Source organism: Streptomyces sp. NPDC002133 (genome assembly GCF_040296405.1).
GTDB lineage: Bacteria > Actinomycetota > Actinomycetes > Streptomycetales > Streptomycetaceae > Streptomyces.
In genome coordinates, this window is the sequence record NZ_JBEOXF010000010.1 from 103,500 (window position 1) to 120,598 (window position 17,099).

The 17,099-nt window shown below is 71.8% G+C and carries 16 protein-coding genes; 5 read left to right on the forward strand and 11 right to left on the reverse strand.

The genetic code is table 11. The annotated features are described in order from the left end of the window. Positions 1-34 precede the first annotated feature (34 nt). Both ABT078_RS14130 and ABT078_RS14135 read left to right on the forward strand, forming a co-directional pair. Positions 35-493: a universal stress protein gene (locus tag ABT078_RS14130; protein WP_351227294.1), complete on the forward strand. Its 459-nt coding sequence runs from the start codon at positions 35-37 to the stop codon at positions 491-493. Positions 494-601: 108 nt separating this feature from the next. Next, positions 602-2,077, forward strand: coding sequence for an amino acid permease (locus ABT078_RS14135; protein WP_351227296.1), 1,476 nt, complete (start codon positions 602-604; stop codon positions 2,075-2,077). A 49-nt stretch (positions 2,078-2,126) separates the two neighbouring features. On the opposite strand, the gene ABT078_RS14140 is transcribed toward ABT078_RS14135, so the two are convergent. Further along, the gene (locus ABT078_RS14140; protein WP_351227298.1) at positions 2,127-3,356 is read right to left on the reverse strand and encodes a CapA family protein; all 1,230 of its coding nucleotides are present in this window, start codon (positions 3,354-3,356) and stop codon (positions 2,127-2,129) included. Between the two features lie 256 nt (positions 3,357-3,612). Between ABT078_RS14140 and ABT078_RS14145 the strand changes: the two genes are divergently transcribed. Together ABT078_RS14145 and ABT078_RS14150 are read left to right on the forward strand one after the other, a co-directional pair. Further along, the gene (locus ABT078_RS14145; protein ID WP_351227300.1) at positions 3,613-4,176 is read left to right on the forward strand and encodes a sigma-70 family RNA polymerase sigma factor; all 564 of its coding nucleotides are present in this window, start codon (positions 3,613-3,615) and stop codon (positions 4,174-4,176) included. A gap of 190 nt (positions 4,177-4,366) precedes the next feature. Next, positions 4,367-4,888: a hypothetical protein gene (locus ABT078_RS14150; RefSeq protein WP_351227302.1), complete on the forward strand. Its 522-nt coding sequence runs from the start codon at positions 4,367-4,369 to the stop codon at positions 4,886-4,888. An 18-nt stretch (positions 4,889-4,906) separates the two neighbouring features. On the opposite strand, the gene ABT078_RS14155 is transcribed toward ABT078_RS14150, so the two are convergent. The 6 genes from ABT078_RS14155 to ABT078_RS14180 form a co-directional block, all read right to left on the reverse strand. Next, entirely contained in the window at positions 4,907-6,118 is a 1,212-nt protein-coding gene (locus tag ABT078_RS14155) for a sensor histidine kinase (RefSeq protein WP_351227304.1), read from the reverse strand. Next, positions 6,115-7,848, reverse strand: a complete 1,734-nt coding sequence (locus ABT078_RS14160) for a sodium/solute symporter (RefSeq protein ID WP_351227306.1) — start codon at positions 7,846-7,848, stop codon at positions 6,115-6,117. Before ABT078_RS14160 ends, ABT078_RS14155 begins: the two co-directional genes overlap by 4 nt. Before the next feature lie 22 nt (positions 7,849-7,870). Continuing rightward, entirely contained in the window at positions 7,871-8,251 is a 381-nt protein-coding gene (locus ABT078_RS14165) for a hypothetical protein (protein WP_351227308.1), read from the reverse strand. 170 nt (positions 8,252-8,421) lie between these two features. After that, the gene (locus tag ABT078_RS14170) at positions 8,422-8,694 is read right to left on the reverse strand and encodes a hypothetical protein (protein WP_351227310.1); all 273 of its coding nucleotides are present in this window, start codon (positions 8,692-8,694) and stop codon (positions 8,422-8,424) included. Between the two features lie 148 nt (positions 8,695-8,842). Then, on the reverse strand, positions 8,843-9,661 hold the full coding sequence (locus tag ABT078_RS14175) for a LytR/AlgR family response regulator transcription factor (protein ID WP_351227312.1): 819 nt from the start codon (positions 9,659-9,661) through the stop codon (positions 8,843-8,845). Between the two features lie 76 nt (positions 9,662-9,737). Then, entirely contained in the window at positions 9,738-10,022 is a 285-nt protein-coding gene (locus ABT078_RS14180; protein ID WP_351227314.1) for a zf-HC2 domain-containing protein, read from the reverse strand. Between the two features lie 116 nt (positions 10,023-10,138). Here ABT078_RS14180 and ABT078_RS14185 point away from each other — a divergent pair, with 116 nt between their 5' ends. After that, positions 10,139-10,834, forward strand: a complete 696-nt coding sequence (locus ABT078_RS14185) for a zf-HC2 domain-containing protein (RefSeq protein ID WP_351227316.1) — start codon at positions 10,139-10,141, stop codon at positions 10,832-10,834. A gap of 43 nt (positions 10,835-10,877) precedes the next feature. On the opposite strand, the gene ABT078_RS14190 is transcribed toward ABT078_RS14185, so the two are convergent. From ABT078_RS14190 to ABT078_RS14205, 4 genes are all read right to left on the reverse strand, one after another. After that, the gene (locus tag ABT078_RS14190; protein WP_351227318.1) at positions 10,878-11,741 is read right to left on the reverse strand and encodes an Fpg/Nei family DNA glycosylase; all 864 of its coding nucleotides are present in this window, start codon (positions 11,739-11,741) and stop codon (positions 10,878-10,880) included. A gap of 197 nt (positions 11,742-11,938) precedes the next feature. Further along, a complete protein-coding gene (locus tag ABT078_RS14195) occupies positions 11,939-13,309 on the reverse strand; it encodes a wax ester/triacylglycerol synthase family O-acyltransferase (protein ID WP_351227320.1) in 1,371 nt (456 codons plus the stop codon). A 143-nt stretch (positions 13,310-13,452) separates the two neighbouring features. Beyond that, positions 13,453-15,564 (reverse strand): SpoIIE family protein phosphatase, encoded by a 2,112-nt coding sequence (locus tag ABT078_RS14200; RefSeq protein WP_351227322.1) that lies wholly within the window; start codon positions 15,562-15,564, stop codon positions 13,453-13,455. 77 nt (positions 15,565-15,641) lie between these two features. Further along, positions 15,642-16,997, reverse strand: coding sequence for a DUF6777 domain-containing protein (locus tag ABT078_RS14205; protein ID WP_351227324.1), 1,356 nt, complete (start codon positions 16,995-16,997; stop codon positions 15,642-15,644). Between the last annotated feature and the right edge of the window lie 102 nt (positions 16,998-17,099).

Below are 17,099 nucleotides of genomic sequence, written 5' to 3' on the forward strand. Positions count from 1 at the left end.
CCGGCCGCCTGTCGGGCGGGATAGCCTCGATGGTGTGACTGAGCAGCCCCAGGGGTTCGAGCGTGGCACCGACGGGCCGAAAGTGATCGTCGCGGGCGTGGACGGTTCCGACTCGTCGCTGCGGGCCGTGTCCTACGCGGCCGGTCTCGCCCGGCGGCAGAACGCCCTGCTCGCGATCGTGTACGTGCAGCCGCTGTTGTCCGCGGGCGCGGCGCTCGGCGCCCCGGTCGTGGACGCGACCGAGGAGATCGCTGAGGGCCTGGTCGCGGAGATCCGCGAGGCGGCGGAGCGGGTACGGGGCATCTGGAACGTGCGCTGGGAGTTCCACACCTTCCGGGGCGATCCCTACAACGGACTGGTGAGGGCCGCCGACGAGCTCAAGGCGGACGCGGTGGTGGTGGGCGCGTCGGAGTCGGCGGGGCACCGGATCATCGGCTCGGTGGCGGTGCGGCTCGTCAAGGCGGGGCGCTGGCCGGTGACAGTGGTTCCGTAATCGGTCCGGAATCATCACTTCCGCTGCCGCATGTCGCCTTCCGTCCCCCGCTCCCCTGGTCCATCATGAGCCGCCGTTGTCCGACAGCGGTCTGCGAAGAGGTGACTCATGGCAGGGCTCCGGATGGGACAGGGCGTACTGCGCCGCAAGCCCATCGAACTGATCGAAGAAGGTCCCCCGGGCGAGCAGCTCACGAGAACTCTGGGCCTCGGGCAGCTCACGGCCATCGGCATCGGCGGCATCATCGGGGCCGGGATCTTCGCCCTGGCCGGAGCGGTCGCCAACGGCACGGCGGGCCCTGCGGTCCTCATCTCGTTCCTGATCGCGGGCGTCGCCAGCGCCGCCGCCGCCTTCTCGTACGCCGAGTTCGCCGGCATGATCCCCAAGGCGGGATCGGCGTACACGTACGGCTACGCGGTCCTCGGTGAGCTGGTGGGCTGGTTCATCGGCTGGGACCTGCTGCTGGAGTACACGGCGATCGTGGCAGTGGTCGCCATCGGCATCTCCGGCTACTTCGGCTTCCTGCTCAACGCGCTGGGGCTGGAGCTGCCCGCATGGATGCTCGGCGCACCCGGCACCGGCGAGGGGCACCAGGTCGACCTGTTCGCGTCGGTGCTCTGTCTGTTCATCGCGTACCTGCTCACGCTCGGGATCAAGAGCGCGGCCCGCTTCGAGACGGTCGTCGTGGTGCTGAAGGTCCTGGTCGTGCTGGTCGTGATCGTCGTCGGCTTCTTCTACATCGACACGTCCAACTACAGCCCGTTCTTCCCGTTCGGCATCAGCGGGGCGTTCACGGGTGCGGCGACGGTCTTCTTCGCGGTGTTCGGGTACGACGCGATGTCGACGGCGGCCGAGGAGTCCAAGGACGCGCAGCGCCACATGCCCAAGGCGATCATCTACTCGCTGGCCATCTCGATGGTGCTGTACGTGCTGGCGTGTCTGGTGCTGACGGGCATGCAGAACTATCAGGACATCGACCCGGAGAGCGGGTTCTCCACGGCCTTCGAGTCGGTGGGTCTCGAAGGGCTCGCGAACGTCATCGCCGTGGGCGCGATCATCGGCATCCTCACCGTCATGTTCACGTTCATGCTCGGGGTGACCCGGGTGTGGTTCGCGATGAGCCGTGACGGGCTGCTGCCCCGCTGGTTCGCGAAGACCCATCCGACGAAGCATGTGCCGGTACGAGTGACCTGGATCGTCGGTGTGGGATCCGCGATCATCGCCGGATTCCTGCCGATCGGCGAGGCGGCGGAGCTGACCAACATCGGCATTCTGCTGGCGTTCGTCGTGGTGTGCATCGCGGTGATCGTGCTGCGCTACAGGCGTCCGGAGCTGCCGCGGTCTTTCCGCTGCCCCGGCATGCCCTTCGTGCCGGCCATCGGTGTCGCGTTCTCGATCTGGCTCATCACGTTTCTGGCGTGGCAGACATGGGCGCGGTTCGCGGTGTGGTTCGCGCTCGGCCTGGTCATCTACTTCGCGTACTCCTACCGGCATTCGGCACTCGCGAAGGCGGAGGCGCCGGCCGGGCCCGGGGCGGGTCCCGGATCGGGGAGCGGGACCGAGGCCGGTCCCGGGCCGCAGTGACCCGAACCGCCCGAGTGAATGGCCCGAGCGCCGGCTTCGGGCGGCGGTGTCAACGCCCCATGACGAGGCCGTCCGTGGCGCCCCCGCGACTCAGGACGACGTCGCGGATACGGTCGCGCACGGCGGTGAGTCGCTCGGCACCGCCGTCGATCGCCGCGTTGAGGTTGACCACGCGACCGGCGGCCGTGTCCATCCACTGCGGGATGAACTCGGCCCTGGTCACCTCCCACCTCCCGCCGGGACGGGCGGGCGGCGCGAAGGTGAAGCGGCCGATGGTGCTCTGGTTGCCGCGCGGGTCGTGTTCGCCCTCGTGGTTCGTCATCGGACCGGCGACCTGGTCGCCCATGCCGTAGACGACCCAGGTGCCGTTGACCCTCTCGTACGCCTGAGGGACGTGGGCGTGGGTGCCGACGACGAGGTCGATGTCGGGACGGTCCGCGGTGCGCGAGGCGGTGAGGGCGCGACCGAGCCGCAGTTGGCGCGCGTCGGGGGCGGTCTGCCATTCCGTGCCCCAGTGGAGGCTGACCACGATGACGTCGGCGCCGGCCCGGCGGGCGGCGCGCGCATCCTCGACGATCTTCCGCTCGTCGATCAGATCGACCGCCCACGGCTGTCCCGCCGGGAGCGGGTAGCCGTTGGTGCCGTACGTGTACGCGAGCTGAGCGATCTTGGCGGTTCCCGCGCGCAACCAGGCCGGCTCCCGGGCCTCGGCCTCGGTGCGGGCCGAGCCCGCGTGCTCGATGCCGGCACGGTCGAGGGCGTCGAGCGTGCGCCGCAGCCCCTCGGCACCGTCGTCCAGCGTGTGGTTGGAGGCGGTGGAGCAGGAGTCGTAGCCGGTGGCGCGGAGGGCTTCGGCGATCTGGGGCGGGGAGGTGAAGGCGGGGTAGCCGGTGTAGGGCCCGTCGTCGTCGCCGTACACCGTCTCCATGTGGCAGATGGCGACGTCGGCGCCGGACACGACGGGAGCGACGCCCGCGAGCATGGGCCGGAACTCGTAGCCGTCGCCCCCTGCGGCCTCCTTCGCCTGCCGGATGACCGAGTCGTGCGGGAGTACGTCACCGCTGGCGACGAGCGTGAAGCCACGAGGGGCCGGGGAGTCGGGTGTGGTCGCCGGCTCGGGGACGGCCTTCGGGACAGGACGGCGGCTTCCGGTGGCTCCGGGCTCGTGGGTGGCAGGACGGGCGCTCCGGGCCCGGTCGGGGCCGCCGCCGCAGCCCGCCGACGGCGCGAGCAGTGCGATGGCCAGGACCACCGCCGTCCGGCGTACGCGTGGGCTCATCGGCGGCTCCGTTACAGGGGACTCAACGGTCAGTCAATCATCAAAGCCGTCAATATGACTTACCCAACCAGAACGGACTACTCCCTTCCGGTCGACCGTTCTCCCTCCCGGTCAACCGTTCGCCGAACCATTCGCCGAACAGTGCGACCGCTCAACGCACGCGCCGGCACAACGCCTGTCCCTCCGCGCCCCGATGCGTTCGTATACGCCACGTAGCAGCGAACTCTCCGGACTACTGTGCGAAAGGATGCCGACGATGGCGACGGCGACCGCGACGGTGACGAGCGCGACGGCGACGACCGACGAGCGGGCCCTGGCTGAGCTGCAGCGCGAACACGGTCCCGCCCTGCTGAGCTTCCTCAGCGGCCTGACGTACGGCGACCAGCAGCGTGCCGAGGACCTCCTCCAGGAGACCCTGGTCAGGGCGTGGCAGCATCCCGAGGCGTTCGAGGGACCGTACGAGTCGATGCGGCCGTGGCTCTTCACGGTCGGCCGACGGCTCGCGATCGACGCCCGCCGCTCCCAGCTGGCGCGCCCCACCGAGATCGGCGACGCCGTCCTCGCCACCACCGCGGACCCCGCGGACGCCGCCGACCGCACGGTCGCCGTGCTCGACGTCCGCACCGCGGTGCAGTCGCTGAGCCCCCAGCACCGGGCCGTGCTGGTGCAGATCTACTTCCAGGGCCGGAGCGTGGCCGAGGCCGCCGAGGCGCTGGGGATTCCGGCGGGGACGGTCAAGTCGCGCTCGTACTACGCCCTGCGACAGCTGGCCCGCTGTCTGCCCGGCTACAGCCGCGCGGCGGTCTCCGCCGCCGCCTGACGGCCAGGACCGGGTCACTTCAGTCTCCGCCGCCCCTTCGGAAGCCTGGCCCCCTGGGGACACGGCTCGGCGTCCCACGGATTCGAAATCTGCCGCTCGAGTTGAGTAAAGAGGGACCCTGACGCGTGTCTCCCGGTGGAGGCTCGTCGTCGACAGCCGTACGGAGCACGTCCGGGAGAAGGTGGAGAGAGTGCTGCCCGAAAGTACGAACGGCACCGGCGGAGGCGGTCTGGCGGTCCCCATGGCCTGGCTGTGCGCCGAGTACATAGCCGACGAGGTGCTGCGCACCGGCGGCCTTGTGGAGACCGGTTCGCTGGAGTTCAGAGCCGGCCGCGAGACCCTCGCCCTGACGGTCTATCTCTGCGAGGGCCCCGAGGAGCCGGAGCTCGTCCGGACGGTGTCCCGCCTCGACGAGTGGCTGTCGCGCACGGCGTACGGGCACCCCTGGCCCGAGTGGGTACGCGAACGGATGGCAGCCCGGGAGGCCTTCGAGCGGGACGTCACAGAACCCGACCCGGACCTGGCGCTGGCACGGGATGCCTGGCGGTGGCTGGAGCGGACCGAGCTGCTCGTCGCCGACCTCGGCGACGAGTCCGGGCTCTGGCACCCGGCCCTGCCGCTGGAACCGGCGGTGGACGAGTCGGCGCAGGTGTGGACGCCGGCGTGGCGGCTCGGGCTGCCGCTGGGACATCTGGCCATCCACCTGTACTGAGCCGCGCCACCCGCAGGCTCAGCGCCCGCCGGAGTTCTTGTGCACGCCCGCCCGGTACTTGGGGATCCGCACGGTGATCTTCGTGCCGGCCCCGATGCCCGTCTCGATGACGAGGCCGTGGTCGTCGCCGTACACCTGCCTCAGCCGCTCGTCGACGTTGCTCAGTCCGATGCCCGACGACCTGGTGACCTCCCCCTCGAGGATGCGGCGCAGTTCGGAGGGGTCCATGCCGACGCCGTCGTCCTCGATCGTGACGACCGCCTCGGCGCCCGCGTCCTGTGCGGAGATCGAGACCCGGCACTCTTCCCTGGAGTCCTCGAGGCCGTGCTTGACGGCGTTCTCGACGAGCGGCTGGAGACAGAGGAAGGGCAGGGCGACCGGCAGCACTTCCGGCGCGATCTGGAGGGTCACCTTGAGCCGGTCGCCGAAGCGCGCGCCGGCGAGCGCCAGGTACTGCTCGATGCAGCGCAGCTCGTCGGCAAGGTGCGTGAAGTCGCCGTGCCTGCGGAACGAGTAGCGGGTGAAGTCGGCGAATTCCAGGAGGAGTTCACGGGCGCGCTCGGGGTCGGTGCGGACGAAGGAGGCGATGGCGGCGAGCGAGTTGAAGATGAAGTGCGGGGATATCTGGGCGCGCAGTGCGCGGATCTCGGCCTCGATGAGCCGCGTACGCGACCGGTCGAGCTCGGCCAGCTCCAGCTGTACGGACACCCAGCGGGCGACCTCCGTGGCGGCCCGTACCAGCACCGCCGACTCCTTCGAGCCGTAGGCGACGAGCGCGCCGAGCACACCCTCCTCTCCGGTGAGCGGGGCGATGACGGCCCAGCGCAGCGGGCACTCCAGATCCTCGCAGTCCGTGCGGATGCTCTGGCTGCGCCCCGAGTCGAGGACGCCGGTGACGCGCCGCATCACCCGCTCCTCGTGGTGGTCACCGCCGAGTCCGTCCCAGGCGAGGACCGTGTCGCGGTCGGTGAGGCACAGCGCCTCGGTGCCGAGCAGGGAGCGCAGCCGTCGGGCCGCCTTGCGGGCGGTCTCCTCGGTGAGTCCGGCGCGCAGCGGCGGGGCGGCGAGGGAGGCGGTGTGGAGGGTGTGGAAGGTGGCCCGCTCGACCGGGGTGCCGAGGTCGAGGTCGGGGTCGGTGTCGCGCCGGGCCGTGAGCCGGCCGAGCCCGAAGCCGGCCGCGAGCAGTACGGCAGCGGCCGCACCGAGCGCCGCCAGCGCCATCGCCGTCATCGATCCGCTCCTTCGGGCTGCTGCCGGCCGACCAGGTCCTCGGGCAGATGGAGGCGTGCCAGGGTGGCGGCCGCCCCGGACGGTACGTACCGGGGCGTCGCGAGCGACACCACCACCATGGTGAGGAAGCCGAGCGGCACCGACCAGACGGCCGGCCAGGCCATCAGCGTGTGCGGCCAGCCTTCGGGGGCGAGCCCGGCGCGGGTCGCCATGACCGCGGTCAGCGCCGCCCCACCGCCGACGACGAGCCCGGCCGCGGCGCCCGGTGGCGTGAGCCGCCGCCACCAGATGCCGAGGACGAGCAGCGGGCAGAACGAGGACGCCGAAACGGCGAACGCCAGTCCGACCGCGTCCGCGACCGGCACATTCTTGGCGACGACGCTCACGGCGAGCGGCACCGCCATCGCGACGACGGTCGCGAGCCGGAAGTGCCGCACGCCGCGCGAGGGAAGCACGTCCTGGGTGAGGACTCCCGCGACGGACATGGTCAGTCCGGACGCGGTGGACAGGAACGCGGCGAACGCGCCGCCCGCCAGAAGCGCGCCGAGCAGATCCCCCGGGATGCCGCCGATCATCCGCTCCGGAAGGACGAGCACGGCCGCGTCGGCCTGGCCGGTGAGGGCGAGTTCGGGTGCGTAGATGCGGCCGAGCGCTCCGTAGACGGGCGGAAGCAGGTAGAAGGCGCCGATCAGGCCGAGCACGACGAGGGTGGTGCGGCGCGCGGCGCGCCCGTTGGGGCTGGTGTAGAAGCGGACGGCCACATGGGGCAGTCCCATGGTGCCGAGGAAGGTCGCGAGGATCAGCCCGTACGTGGCGTACAGCTGATAGCCGTCGCGGCCGCCCGCGAGCGGCTGGGACCAGCTGAACGGGTCGGTCCCGGTGGAGGCCCGCTCGGGTACCTCGGACCCGCGGAGGAAGCTGAGGCGGGTCCCGGCGTCGATGCGGTGCGTGCCCGCGTCGAGGGTGAGCCGGTCCTCGTCGTGCCGGGTGCCGTCGATGCTGCCGAGGACGCCGACGGTGAGCGGCTGCTCCAGCTCGACCCGTACGGTGTCGTCGATCCGTACGACGGTGTGCTCGCGGAAGACGGTGGGCGCGTCGAACCGGGCGCGTGGCGCGTCGTCGCCGAACCAGGCCGCGGCGAGGAAGAGCGCGGGCACGAGGAGTGCGGTGAGCTTGAGCCAGTACTGGAATGCCTGGACGAACGTGATGGAGCGCATCCCGCCGGCGGCGACCGCTCCCGTGACGACGACGGCCACGACGAGTCCGCCGACCCAGTCCGGCGCGCCGGTGAGGATCTCCAGGGTGAGTCCCGCGCCCTGGAGCTGCGGCAGCAGATAGAGCCAGCCGATGCCGACGACGAAGAGGCTGGCGAGGCGGCGCACGACGGCCGATTCGAGCCGTGCCTCGGCGAAGTCGGAGAGGGTGTACGCCCCCGAGCGGCGCAGCGGGGCGGCGACGAGCACCAGGAGGACGAGGTATCCGGCGGTGTAGCCGACCGGGTACCAGAGCATGTCGGGGCCCTGGAGGAGGACCAGTCCCGCGATGCCGAGGAAGGAGGCGGCGGAGAGGTACTCGCCGCTGATGGCGGCCGCGTTCAGACCGGGCTTGACGGTGCGCGACGCGACGTAGAAGTCGGAGGTGGTGCGGGATATGCGCAGGCCGAGGCCGCCTATGAGGACGGTCGTGAGGACGACGAAGGTGACGGCCGTCACCGCGTAGGTCTGGTTCACCGGCTGTTCCCCACGAGCGGCGTCAGCGGCCTTCGACGAGCCCGGTGAAGTCGCGTTCGTTGCGCTCCGCCCGGCGGACGTACCAGCGCGCCACGAGCCACATCACCGGATAGACGACCACGCCGAGCACCACCCAGACGAACGGCTCGGGCGAGGAGAAGGAGCCGAGTACGGCCGCGGGGAACGCGAACAGCAGCGGGAGGGTGCCGACGAGGAGGGCGAGCGCGCCGAGGGCGTACAGGCCCGTGCGCAGTTGGCTGCGCATCAGGGAACGGACGTACACGGTGCCGAGCGGCGTCTGCTCGCTGATCTCCGAGCGGGCAGGGGCATGGCCCGGCCTGCGGCGGGCTCCTCGCGGCACACCCGTGACCACCTCACGGCGGGGTGGCTGCTCTGCAGACATCGTCGTCCGCTCCCGGCATCTCTCGTCGATTCGGCTCGTTCGGACAGGGGTCCGAGGATCTACGGAGTCTATGCAGCGGCCTTGACGGAAGGTAGGCACCGGATGGTCTCGTCCCGGTCTCGGTGGGCCGTGTCCCGGCCTCGGACAGATGGTCCAGGCCGGTCCGGGGATCACTGCCCGGCGCGCTGGCGGGTGCAGTCGGCGAGGGCGATCTCCAGTTCGACGTACGACTCCTCGGCACGGCGGAACGCGACTTCGAGGGCGGCTTCCGCCCGCGTGCCGACGAGCCCCTGCGCGGACTCCTGGATGTCGTAGAGCACGTCGGCCCAGCGGCCGGCCGCGCTTCTGGCCCTGGCGAGGAGCGCCTCGACGTCGTCCGGACCGGCGCGCCGCATCTCCTGCAGACCGCTGAGCTCGTGCAGCAGCACTTCGATATCGCCCATCAGGCCCCTTCTCCCCTTCCCGATCAAGGGTAGGCGGGCCCGGAGGCCGGCAGCACCGATCGCGGTCGCCGCTCGGCCAGTGGCCCGGCCCGTCGCCGTACGGGCCGGGCGGGACGACCAACGGCGGCGCGCAGGCGCCGAACGGTCCTCAGCGGCGCGCGTGGCGCATGAGCAGATCGCGCAGCTGGCGCGCGTGGCGGCGGCTGACCGCGAGCTCCGCGCTGCCCACCCGGACGGTGGTGGCCCCGGCGTCCAGGCGCAGTTCGTCGATGCGGCCGAGGGCGACGAGATGGCTGCGGTGTATACGGACGAATCCGCGGGACGCCCAGCGCTCCTCGAGCGTCGAGAGCGGGATCCGGACGAGATGGCTGCCCTCCGCCGTGTGCAGTCGGGCGTAGTCGCCCTGGGCCTCGACGTACGCGATGTCGTCGATCGAGACGAACCGGGTGACCCCGCCCAGTTCCACCGGGATCTGATCGGGGCCTCCGCCGGGCACGGCCGTCCCCGTCACGGCGGGCGGTGAGTGGGTGTGCGCGGGCTGGGGTACGGGCACGGAGAGCCGGGGCTCGCGCGTCGAATCGGCCAGATCGCTGACCCGGCGCACCGCCTCGGCCAGCCGTTCCCTGCGCACCGGCTTCAGGACGTAGTCCACGGCCTTGAGGTCGAAGGCCTGCACGGCGAAGCCTTCATGGGCGGTGACGAACACGATCAGCGGGGGCCTGGCGAAACCCGCGAGCAGCTTGGCCACGTCGAGCCCGGTCAGCCCGGCCATGTGGATGTCGAGGAAGACGACGTCGATGGCGTCGTCCCCGTCGGGTCCCGCGTCGAGGGCGCGGCTGATGCGGCGCAGCGCCTCGGTGGCGTCGGTGGCCCCTTCCGCACTGCGCACACGGGGGTCGGAGCGCAGCAGATACAGGAGTTCCTCGAGAGCCGGTTTCTCGTCGTCGACGGCCAGTACGCGCAGCATGCTGCGGAGTTTAGGCGCGGGAGGGGCGCGGGACCACGGGTCGGCGGGGGCTACCGGGCCACCGTGGACTCCGGCCCTACGGGGCGCCGGTGCCCGGAGGCCCGGCACCGTCCTCGGGGACGTCGTGGCCGCCGAGGCCGGCCGGGCCGTCGATCCGCTCGATGCCGTCGAGCAGGTCCTCCACCGTGACCGCCGCGAGCAGCGCCCGTGCGTCGGCGAGGTCGAGGCACGCCGTCCGGCACGGGTCGCAGCAGGCCAGATGACGGGCGACGCCCGCGTCCTCCTCGGGGGCGAGCGCGCCGAGCACGTATGCGCCGAGCAGCAGCTCCACATGTGGGCTGCCGGAGGGTGGCACGGTCATGAGTTTCCCCGTTTCTCCACCTGTCGCATGAGCGCGGACGGTTCTTTCTGCGTATTCCAGAGCGACACCACAACACACTACGTACACGACAGCACACGCGAATCGAGGAATGGCCCATGAATCTGCGGGAGCGGCACCGGGACGTGGCCGCCTATGCGCTGGGCATCCTCGATCCCTCGGACGCGTTCCGCTTCGAGGAGCATCTGTCGGAGTGTGTCCTGTGCGCCGTGCGGCTGGCAGATTTCACGCCGACCGCGTCGGCACTGGCCGAGCTCGCCTGTCCCGGTCCCGGGCGCGGGCCGACTCCGGCGCCGTCGCCGAAGCTGCTCGACCGGCTGCTCCACGAGGTCGCGGCACGGCGCCGGCGCAGCTCCCGCCGCAGGCTGCGGCTGGTGGTGGCGGCCGCGGCGCTGATCGTGGCGCTGCCCGCCGTGACGCCGTCCCTGGTGGACGGTGACGGCGCCCGGGGCGGCGGTCCCGATGCGCGGATCGCCGCCACGGACGCGGCGACTGGTGTGTACGGCGCCGTCGATCTCCGCGCAGCGGACTGGGGCACCTCCGTCACCCTCCGCGTGGCACGGCTGCGGGGGCCGCGGACCTGCGAACTGGTCGTGGTCGGCAGGGACGGCAAGGAGCACAGGGTCACCACCTGGTCGGTGCCGAGCGGCGGCCACGGCGTCCCCGGCTCGCCCGGGGACGGGAGTCCGCTGGACCTCGAGGCGGCGACGGCGCTGCGACCGGACGAGATCGACCACTTCGAGGTCCGCACGGTGCGCGGTGCACGGCTCGTGACGTTGAACGCCGGCCACTGACCCCGCTTGTGGCCCGTGACCCCGTGTGCGGCTCGGCCCCGGATCACTTGAGCAACCGGGACATCCGTCGGTCGGCGAGCGGTTTGCCACCCGTCTGGCAGGTGGGGCAGTACTGCAACGACGAGTCGTGGAACGAGACTTCGCGGATGGTGTCGCCGCACACCGGACAGGGCTCGCCGGTGCGCCCGTGCACCCGCAGACCGCTCTTCTTCTCGGACTTGAGATTCCCGGCGGCAAGCCCGTGCGAGCGTTTGACGGCATCGGTGAGCGTCGTGCGCATCGCCTCGTAGAGCCCGGCGATCTCGTCCTCGGTGAGTTTCGACGTGAGTTTGTACGGTGACATCTTCGCGGCGTGCAGGATCTCGTCGCTGTAGGCGTTGCCGATTCCCGCGATGAGGCTCTGGTCGCGCAGTGCGCCCTTGATCTGGCGGCGTTCCCCTGCGAGCAGCGCCGCGAAGGCGTCCCGCCCGAAGCCGTCGGCGAGCGGGTCGGGGCCGAGCCTGGCGACGCCGGAGACCTCGGACGGGTCCCGTACGAGGTGGACGGCCAGCCGCTTCGTCGTTCCCGCCTCGGTCAGGTCGAATCCGTCGCCACCGGTGAGCGCGGCGCGCAGGGCGAGCGGGCCCTTGCCGGGGCGGGGCACTCCGGACGGCAGCACGTCCTTCCACTGGAGCCAGCCGGCCCTGGCGAGGTGGAAGACCAGGTGCAGCCCGCCCGTCGTGGCGACGTCGAGGAACTTGCCGTGCCGGTGCACGGCGGCGACCTGCGTGCCCTCCAGGGCGGTGAGCGGAGGGTCGTACGTCTTGAGGACACTGATCGCCACCGGCAGGACCTTGGCGATCTCCTTGCCGACCAGGTGGTCGTCGAGGAAGCTTCGGAGCGCGTCGACTTCGGGCAGTTCCGGCATGGCTCCAGCCTGCCGTACGCGGCCGCGTGCGGCGAGCCTGTCCGGGGATGCCCCGGGCCCCGTTCGCGAGGGATCCGCCCTCGATTCGGAGCCCGTCCCGCGATTGAGGACGGACTACCGGTCCGCCGGACGGCACCGGCCGCCTGACGGCGGCTGAGGGCTCGCCCCTCACGCCGCGGCGCCCCGCCCTCGCCCTCCTATCGGATCAGCGCCAGCAGGGCCGCGAGTTCGTCCTCCGTGCTGCGCGCGAGGCGGTCGACGTCCGGAAGCGCCTTGCCGTCGGCGACGAGGCCGACGTGCACGTGCCCCCCGTACGTCGTCATCGCGACGGCCAGCGACTGGCCGCGGGCGAGCGGAGCCATCGGGTACACCTCCCGCAGCGGGCAGCCGCCGAGCGACAGCGCCGACCGCGGCAGCGGCACGCTCGTCACGAGCACGTCGAAGAGCATCCGGGCCGCGTTCCCGGCCAGCGGCGCGCCGAAGCGGTGTGCGAGCGGCGGCAGTTGGTCGGCGAGGACAGCGACCGCGCCGGCACCGCGCAGCGGGCCCGCGGCCTTGTTGCGGTCCATGGCGGTCCGGACCGTGTAGAGCCGGACCCAGGGGTCGGGCTCGGTGACGGGCAGCCCGAGCAGATAGGCCGAGAGCTTGTTGCCGGAGCCGGGCCCGCTGCCCGGCCGGCGCCTCGACACCGGGACGAGGGCGCTCGGGTCGCTGAGCGGCAGCGTGTCCCCGCGCTCGGTCATCCAGCGGCGCAGCGCCCCCGCGACGGTCGCGAGGAGCACGTCGTTCGCGGTTCCGCCAACGGTCCTGCGTACCTGCTGGACGTCGTCCAGGGAGAGCACGGACGTGGCGAGACGGCGTGTGCCGCTGGAGGTGGCGCTCAGCGCCGCGGCGCCCCGCGGATCGAGCCGGCCCGCCCGGGCGAGCGAGGCACCGACGAGGGAGGCGCCGACGCCGACCGCCCGGCCGAGGTCCTCGATCCGGCCGCGGGCCATCCCGGCGACCTGCCAGGGTCCCGGCAGCCAGGAACGGGGAGGCACACTGCGGGGCTTCCGGCCGCTCTTGCGGCCGCGTGCCGCGCGGGTGCCGGCGATCTCGTCGAAGATCCCGGCGCCGATGGCGACGGCGCGCATCCCGTCGGCGAGTGCGTGGTGCAGTTTGACGAGCACACCGAACGGGTCGCCGGGACCACCCGTCAGCAGGTACATCTCCCATGGCGGCAGCCCGCGTTCCAGCGGACGCTCCATCAGTTCTCCGGCGAGCCGGGTGGCGGTCTCGGCGAAGTCCCCTGCCGGGAGCCGCACCTGGCGGACGTGGCGGCGCACGTCGAAGTCCTTGTCGACGGCCCAGGCGGCTCCGCCGACGGGCAGGAGGACGTCCCGCACCCGCATCCGCAGCCGGGGGATCGCGGCGGCGCGGGTGGCGAGCAGCTCGAGGATCTCCTCGCTGCCGCGCTCACCGGCCGAAGGCTGGGCGAAGAAGGCCAGCGCGCCGAGGTGCATCGGGTGGTCGGCGGTCTCGAGGTGCCAGAAAGCCAGATCAAGGGGTGCGAGAGGCTCAGCGCTCAAGGGGGTCCTCGTGTACGGGAAGGCCGGAAGACAGGACGTCGGGAAGTACGGAGGCGGAAGGTACGGACGCGGAAGGTGCGGAACAGGAAGACAGGTATATGCAGTCAATCGCCTGCGATCGGTTACGGTCAAGCACAGGAACGTTACATACGGTTACCGTTCGGTAGTGGTGAGGTTGCCGAGCGGCCATGGAGGCGGGCCGGAACGATGAACTCGCACCACACACACTTGCCGCTGCCGCGCGACTCCACACCCCAGACGTCCGCCAGCCGGTCCACCAGCATCAGCCCCCGTCCCGAGACCCCGGACTCGCCCGCCTCCCTGCGGCGCGGCAGGGCGCTGGACGGGTCCTCGACCTCGATCCGCAGCCGCCGCTCCGGCCCCGGCAGCACGCGTGCGGTCACGATGGCGCCGCCGTCCGTGTGTATCAGGGCGTTGGTGATCAGCTCGTCCGCGACGAGCTCGATCTCGTCGGACCGGTCCCCCGCACCCCAGGCCCGTACCGCAGCCCGGATCATGTGCCGGCCGGAGCTCAGCGCCTCCGGGTCGTTCTGGGCGACGTGCTGCTGCAGCCTGCCGCCGGCCTGCGGGGCGCAGGCGCCGTGGCGGCGCAGCAGCAGCAGCGCCACGTCGTCCTCGCCTCCCCGCTCGTCGACCTCCTCGCAGAGCCGGTCGGCGAGCAGCTGGAGGTTCCTGGGGCCGCTGCGGATCGCGGCGGTGAGCAGCTGCATGCCGTCGTCGAGGTCGGAGCCCGGCTGTTCGACGAGCCCGTCGGTGTAGAGCAGGAGGGTCTGCCCGGGGTCGAGTTCGACGGTGGCGACGGGGTACTCGAGCCGGCCGAACTCGGCGGAGAGGCCGAGCGGCAGCCCACCGTTCACCGGAATGCGGCGGCAGTGTCCGTCGTCCTCGCGCAGCAGCGGATCGATATGTCCCGCCCGCACTATCTGGACCACACCGGTCGTCAGATCGGCCTCCGCGTAGATGCAGGTGGCGAAGCGTTCGGTGTCGAGTTCGTGCAGGAAGACGGAGGCACGGGCCATCACCGTCGCCGGGGTGTGCCCCTCGGCGGCGTACGCGCGCAGCACGATGCGCAGCTGGCCCATCACCGCTGCGGCGTGCGTGTCATGGCCCTGGACGTCGCCGATGACCGCGCCGACGCGGCCGCCGGGAAGCGGGATGATGTCGTACCAGTCGCCGCCGATGTCGCGGCCGAGACGGGCCGAGCGGTAGCGGACGGCGATCTGCGCGCCGGGCACGGACGGGATCCGGCGCGGCAGCATCGCCTGCTGCAGCCCCTCGGCGAGGTCGTGGTCCTGCTCGAAGAGGACGGCTCGCTGGAGGCTCTGCGCGATGCTGCTGCCGAGCGCGACCAGCAGATTGCGCTCCTCGGTGGTGAACCCGGTCTTGTCGCGGTAGAGCAGCCCGAGCGCGCCGATGGGCCGGGCCTGGGCGATGAGCGGCATGTACGCGGCCGAGGTGATGCCCAGCCCGCTGATGTGCGGCCACAGCCTCGGGTACGAGCTCGCGAAGTCCTCCTTGGACTCGATGAATCGCGGTGCGAGGGTGCGGATGACCTCGCTCATCGGGTACTGCTCGTCGACCCGGGTGTAGCGCGTGCCGGGCACGAACGAGCCCTCGGGGCCTTCGGCGACCAGGTGGATCCGGCCGGACTCCAGCAGACCCATGACGAGGCTGGTGGCACCGAGGTGCTCGAGCCCGTGGGAGTCCTTGAGCACGTCGATGACGTCCTTGACGGTCCTGGCATGGGCGAGAGCGGCCGTGGTGCTCTCGACGACGCTGGTCTGGCGACGGCGCTCCGCGTCGAGTTCGACGCGCGCGCTGGAGTCGGCGAGCTCCTGGGCCGCGTCGCGGACGATGCCGATGATCCGGTAGGGGCGCCCGGCGTGGTCGCGCTGGACCGAGCCCTGGGTGTGGGTCCAGCGCAGCATGCCGTCGCGGCAGCGGATGCGGAAGTACGCGCCGTAGGTCTTGCTGCCGCCCTTGAGCGCCTGGGACACCAGTCCGTCCAGCCGGGTCGCCTCGCTGGGCGGGACCCGGGAGGTCAGACTCTCGGGGCGCCCGTCGTACTCCGCAGCCGCCATGTCGAATACGTCGAGGGCGGCTTGGTCCAAGTGCATCAGCCCGCTGTCGAGGTCCCAGTCGAAGCTGCCCATACGGTTGAGGGCCAAGCTCAGATCCGGGTGGGCGGGCCAGTCGTCGGGAAGCGACACGGCACCCGCTGCCCGATCAACCATGGTGACACTCTGCCATCATTTGTCCGATTTTTCGAGCGAGCGGGTGGCCCTGGCGGCCCACCCGCTCGACCACCCGCTCAGCCGCGCTCGGCGCCACCGCCGCCCTTGGGCGCCGGCACGGCGTTCCGTGCACCGCCGGGGACGCCGGAGCCCGGAGCTGCCGCGCCAGGACTGCCGCTCCGGTCGCTCCTCGGAGCGCCACCTCGACCCTGACCAGGGGCATCGTCCGGGCCGAAGAGGATGTCGTCGTCGGCCCCGCTCTCCGAGCCGTCCACCGAGCCGCTCTCGGTGTCGAACTCCTCGTACGTGGTCCCGCCGTCCGGCAGCGGCAGTTGGTTGCCGCCGATGGGCGCCTTGGGAACGGGCGCGGGCTGGGGGGCGTCCCCGGAGCCACCGGAGCCGCCCGCGTCGGGAGCCGTCGGCACGCCCTGCCGGTCCGGGTTCGCGTCCGGGAGGACCGGTTTGGGGGCCGTGACGCCGGGACTGGCCTTCCGCTGCGGATTCGCGGCGCTCGGGCTCGCGGCATCCGGGCTCGGCGGGTTCGGACTCGGCGCGCTCGGGTTCACCGGGTTCTGGCCGGCCGCCTGGGACTCGGGCACGTCGGTGACATGGAGGCCGGGGGCGTACGCCGGCGGTACGTCCGGCGCGCGGTCCGCCTCGCCGTCGGTACCGCTCTTCCGCGCCAGCCAGGAGTTGCTCGCGAGGTCGGCGATGATGAGGTTGTCGATCGTCTGCGCAGCGCGGGTGATGACCACGACGCGCCCGCGGTCGTAACCGGGCCATGCCTTGCCCTGCTCCTCGGGCTCGGCGGAGTCGACCACCGGCGAGGCCACCGGGCTGCCGGAGACGCAGCGGACCCTGGGCGAGCCCTGCTCGTCGACGAGGACGGCCGTGCCGCCCTGGAGGACGGACTGGAAGCGGTGGGCGGAACCGTCGCGGTAGTTGTGCCCCGTGACCCGTGCGTCGGCGCGCAGCACCACGGGGGTGAGTCCGCGCAGGAACGCGGGGATGTCCTCCTGGCTGACGCCGGCTCCGTGCGCGAAGGCACGGCCCTTGTTGCCGTCGGCCATGAGCAAGCGGATCTGCTGCTCGACGTCGCAGCTCGCGACCGAGTTCATCCCGCCGTACAGGCCGGGCGTGGAACCCAGCACCGTACGGATGGACCCGAACGCGGCCCCGGACCCGGCCGACGCGGAGGCACGCGGCACCGGGAGCTTCCCGGCGGCGCCCATGACCGTGGCCGTCGAGGGGGTGAAGGGATCGAGACCCTGTTCCAGGGCCGCCTGCAGATGGACCTGCTGCCTGGCTGCCGCGCCTGACTGGCCCGAATCCGTCAGACTGCTGCAGCCCGTGACCAGAGCCGCGGCCGTCAGACCGGCCGACAGCGCGGCGAGCCCGGCGTGTCGGCGATACCTCGGTGAGCGCACGAACATGAACCGCCATCTCCCGCCTGTTTGTGAGTGACCCGGAGTGATCACTCTTGTTCATGCCGCATGCCGGCCAGGCCCGCCACTTGAACACGTTCAAAGAGGGCT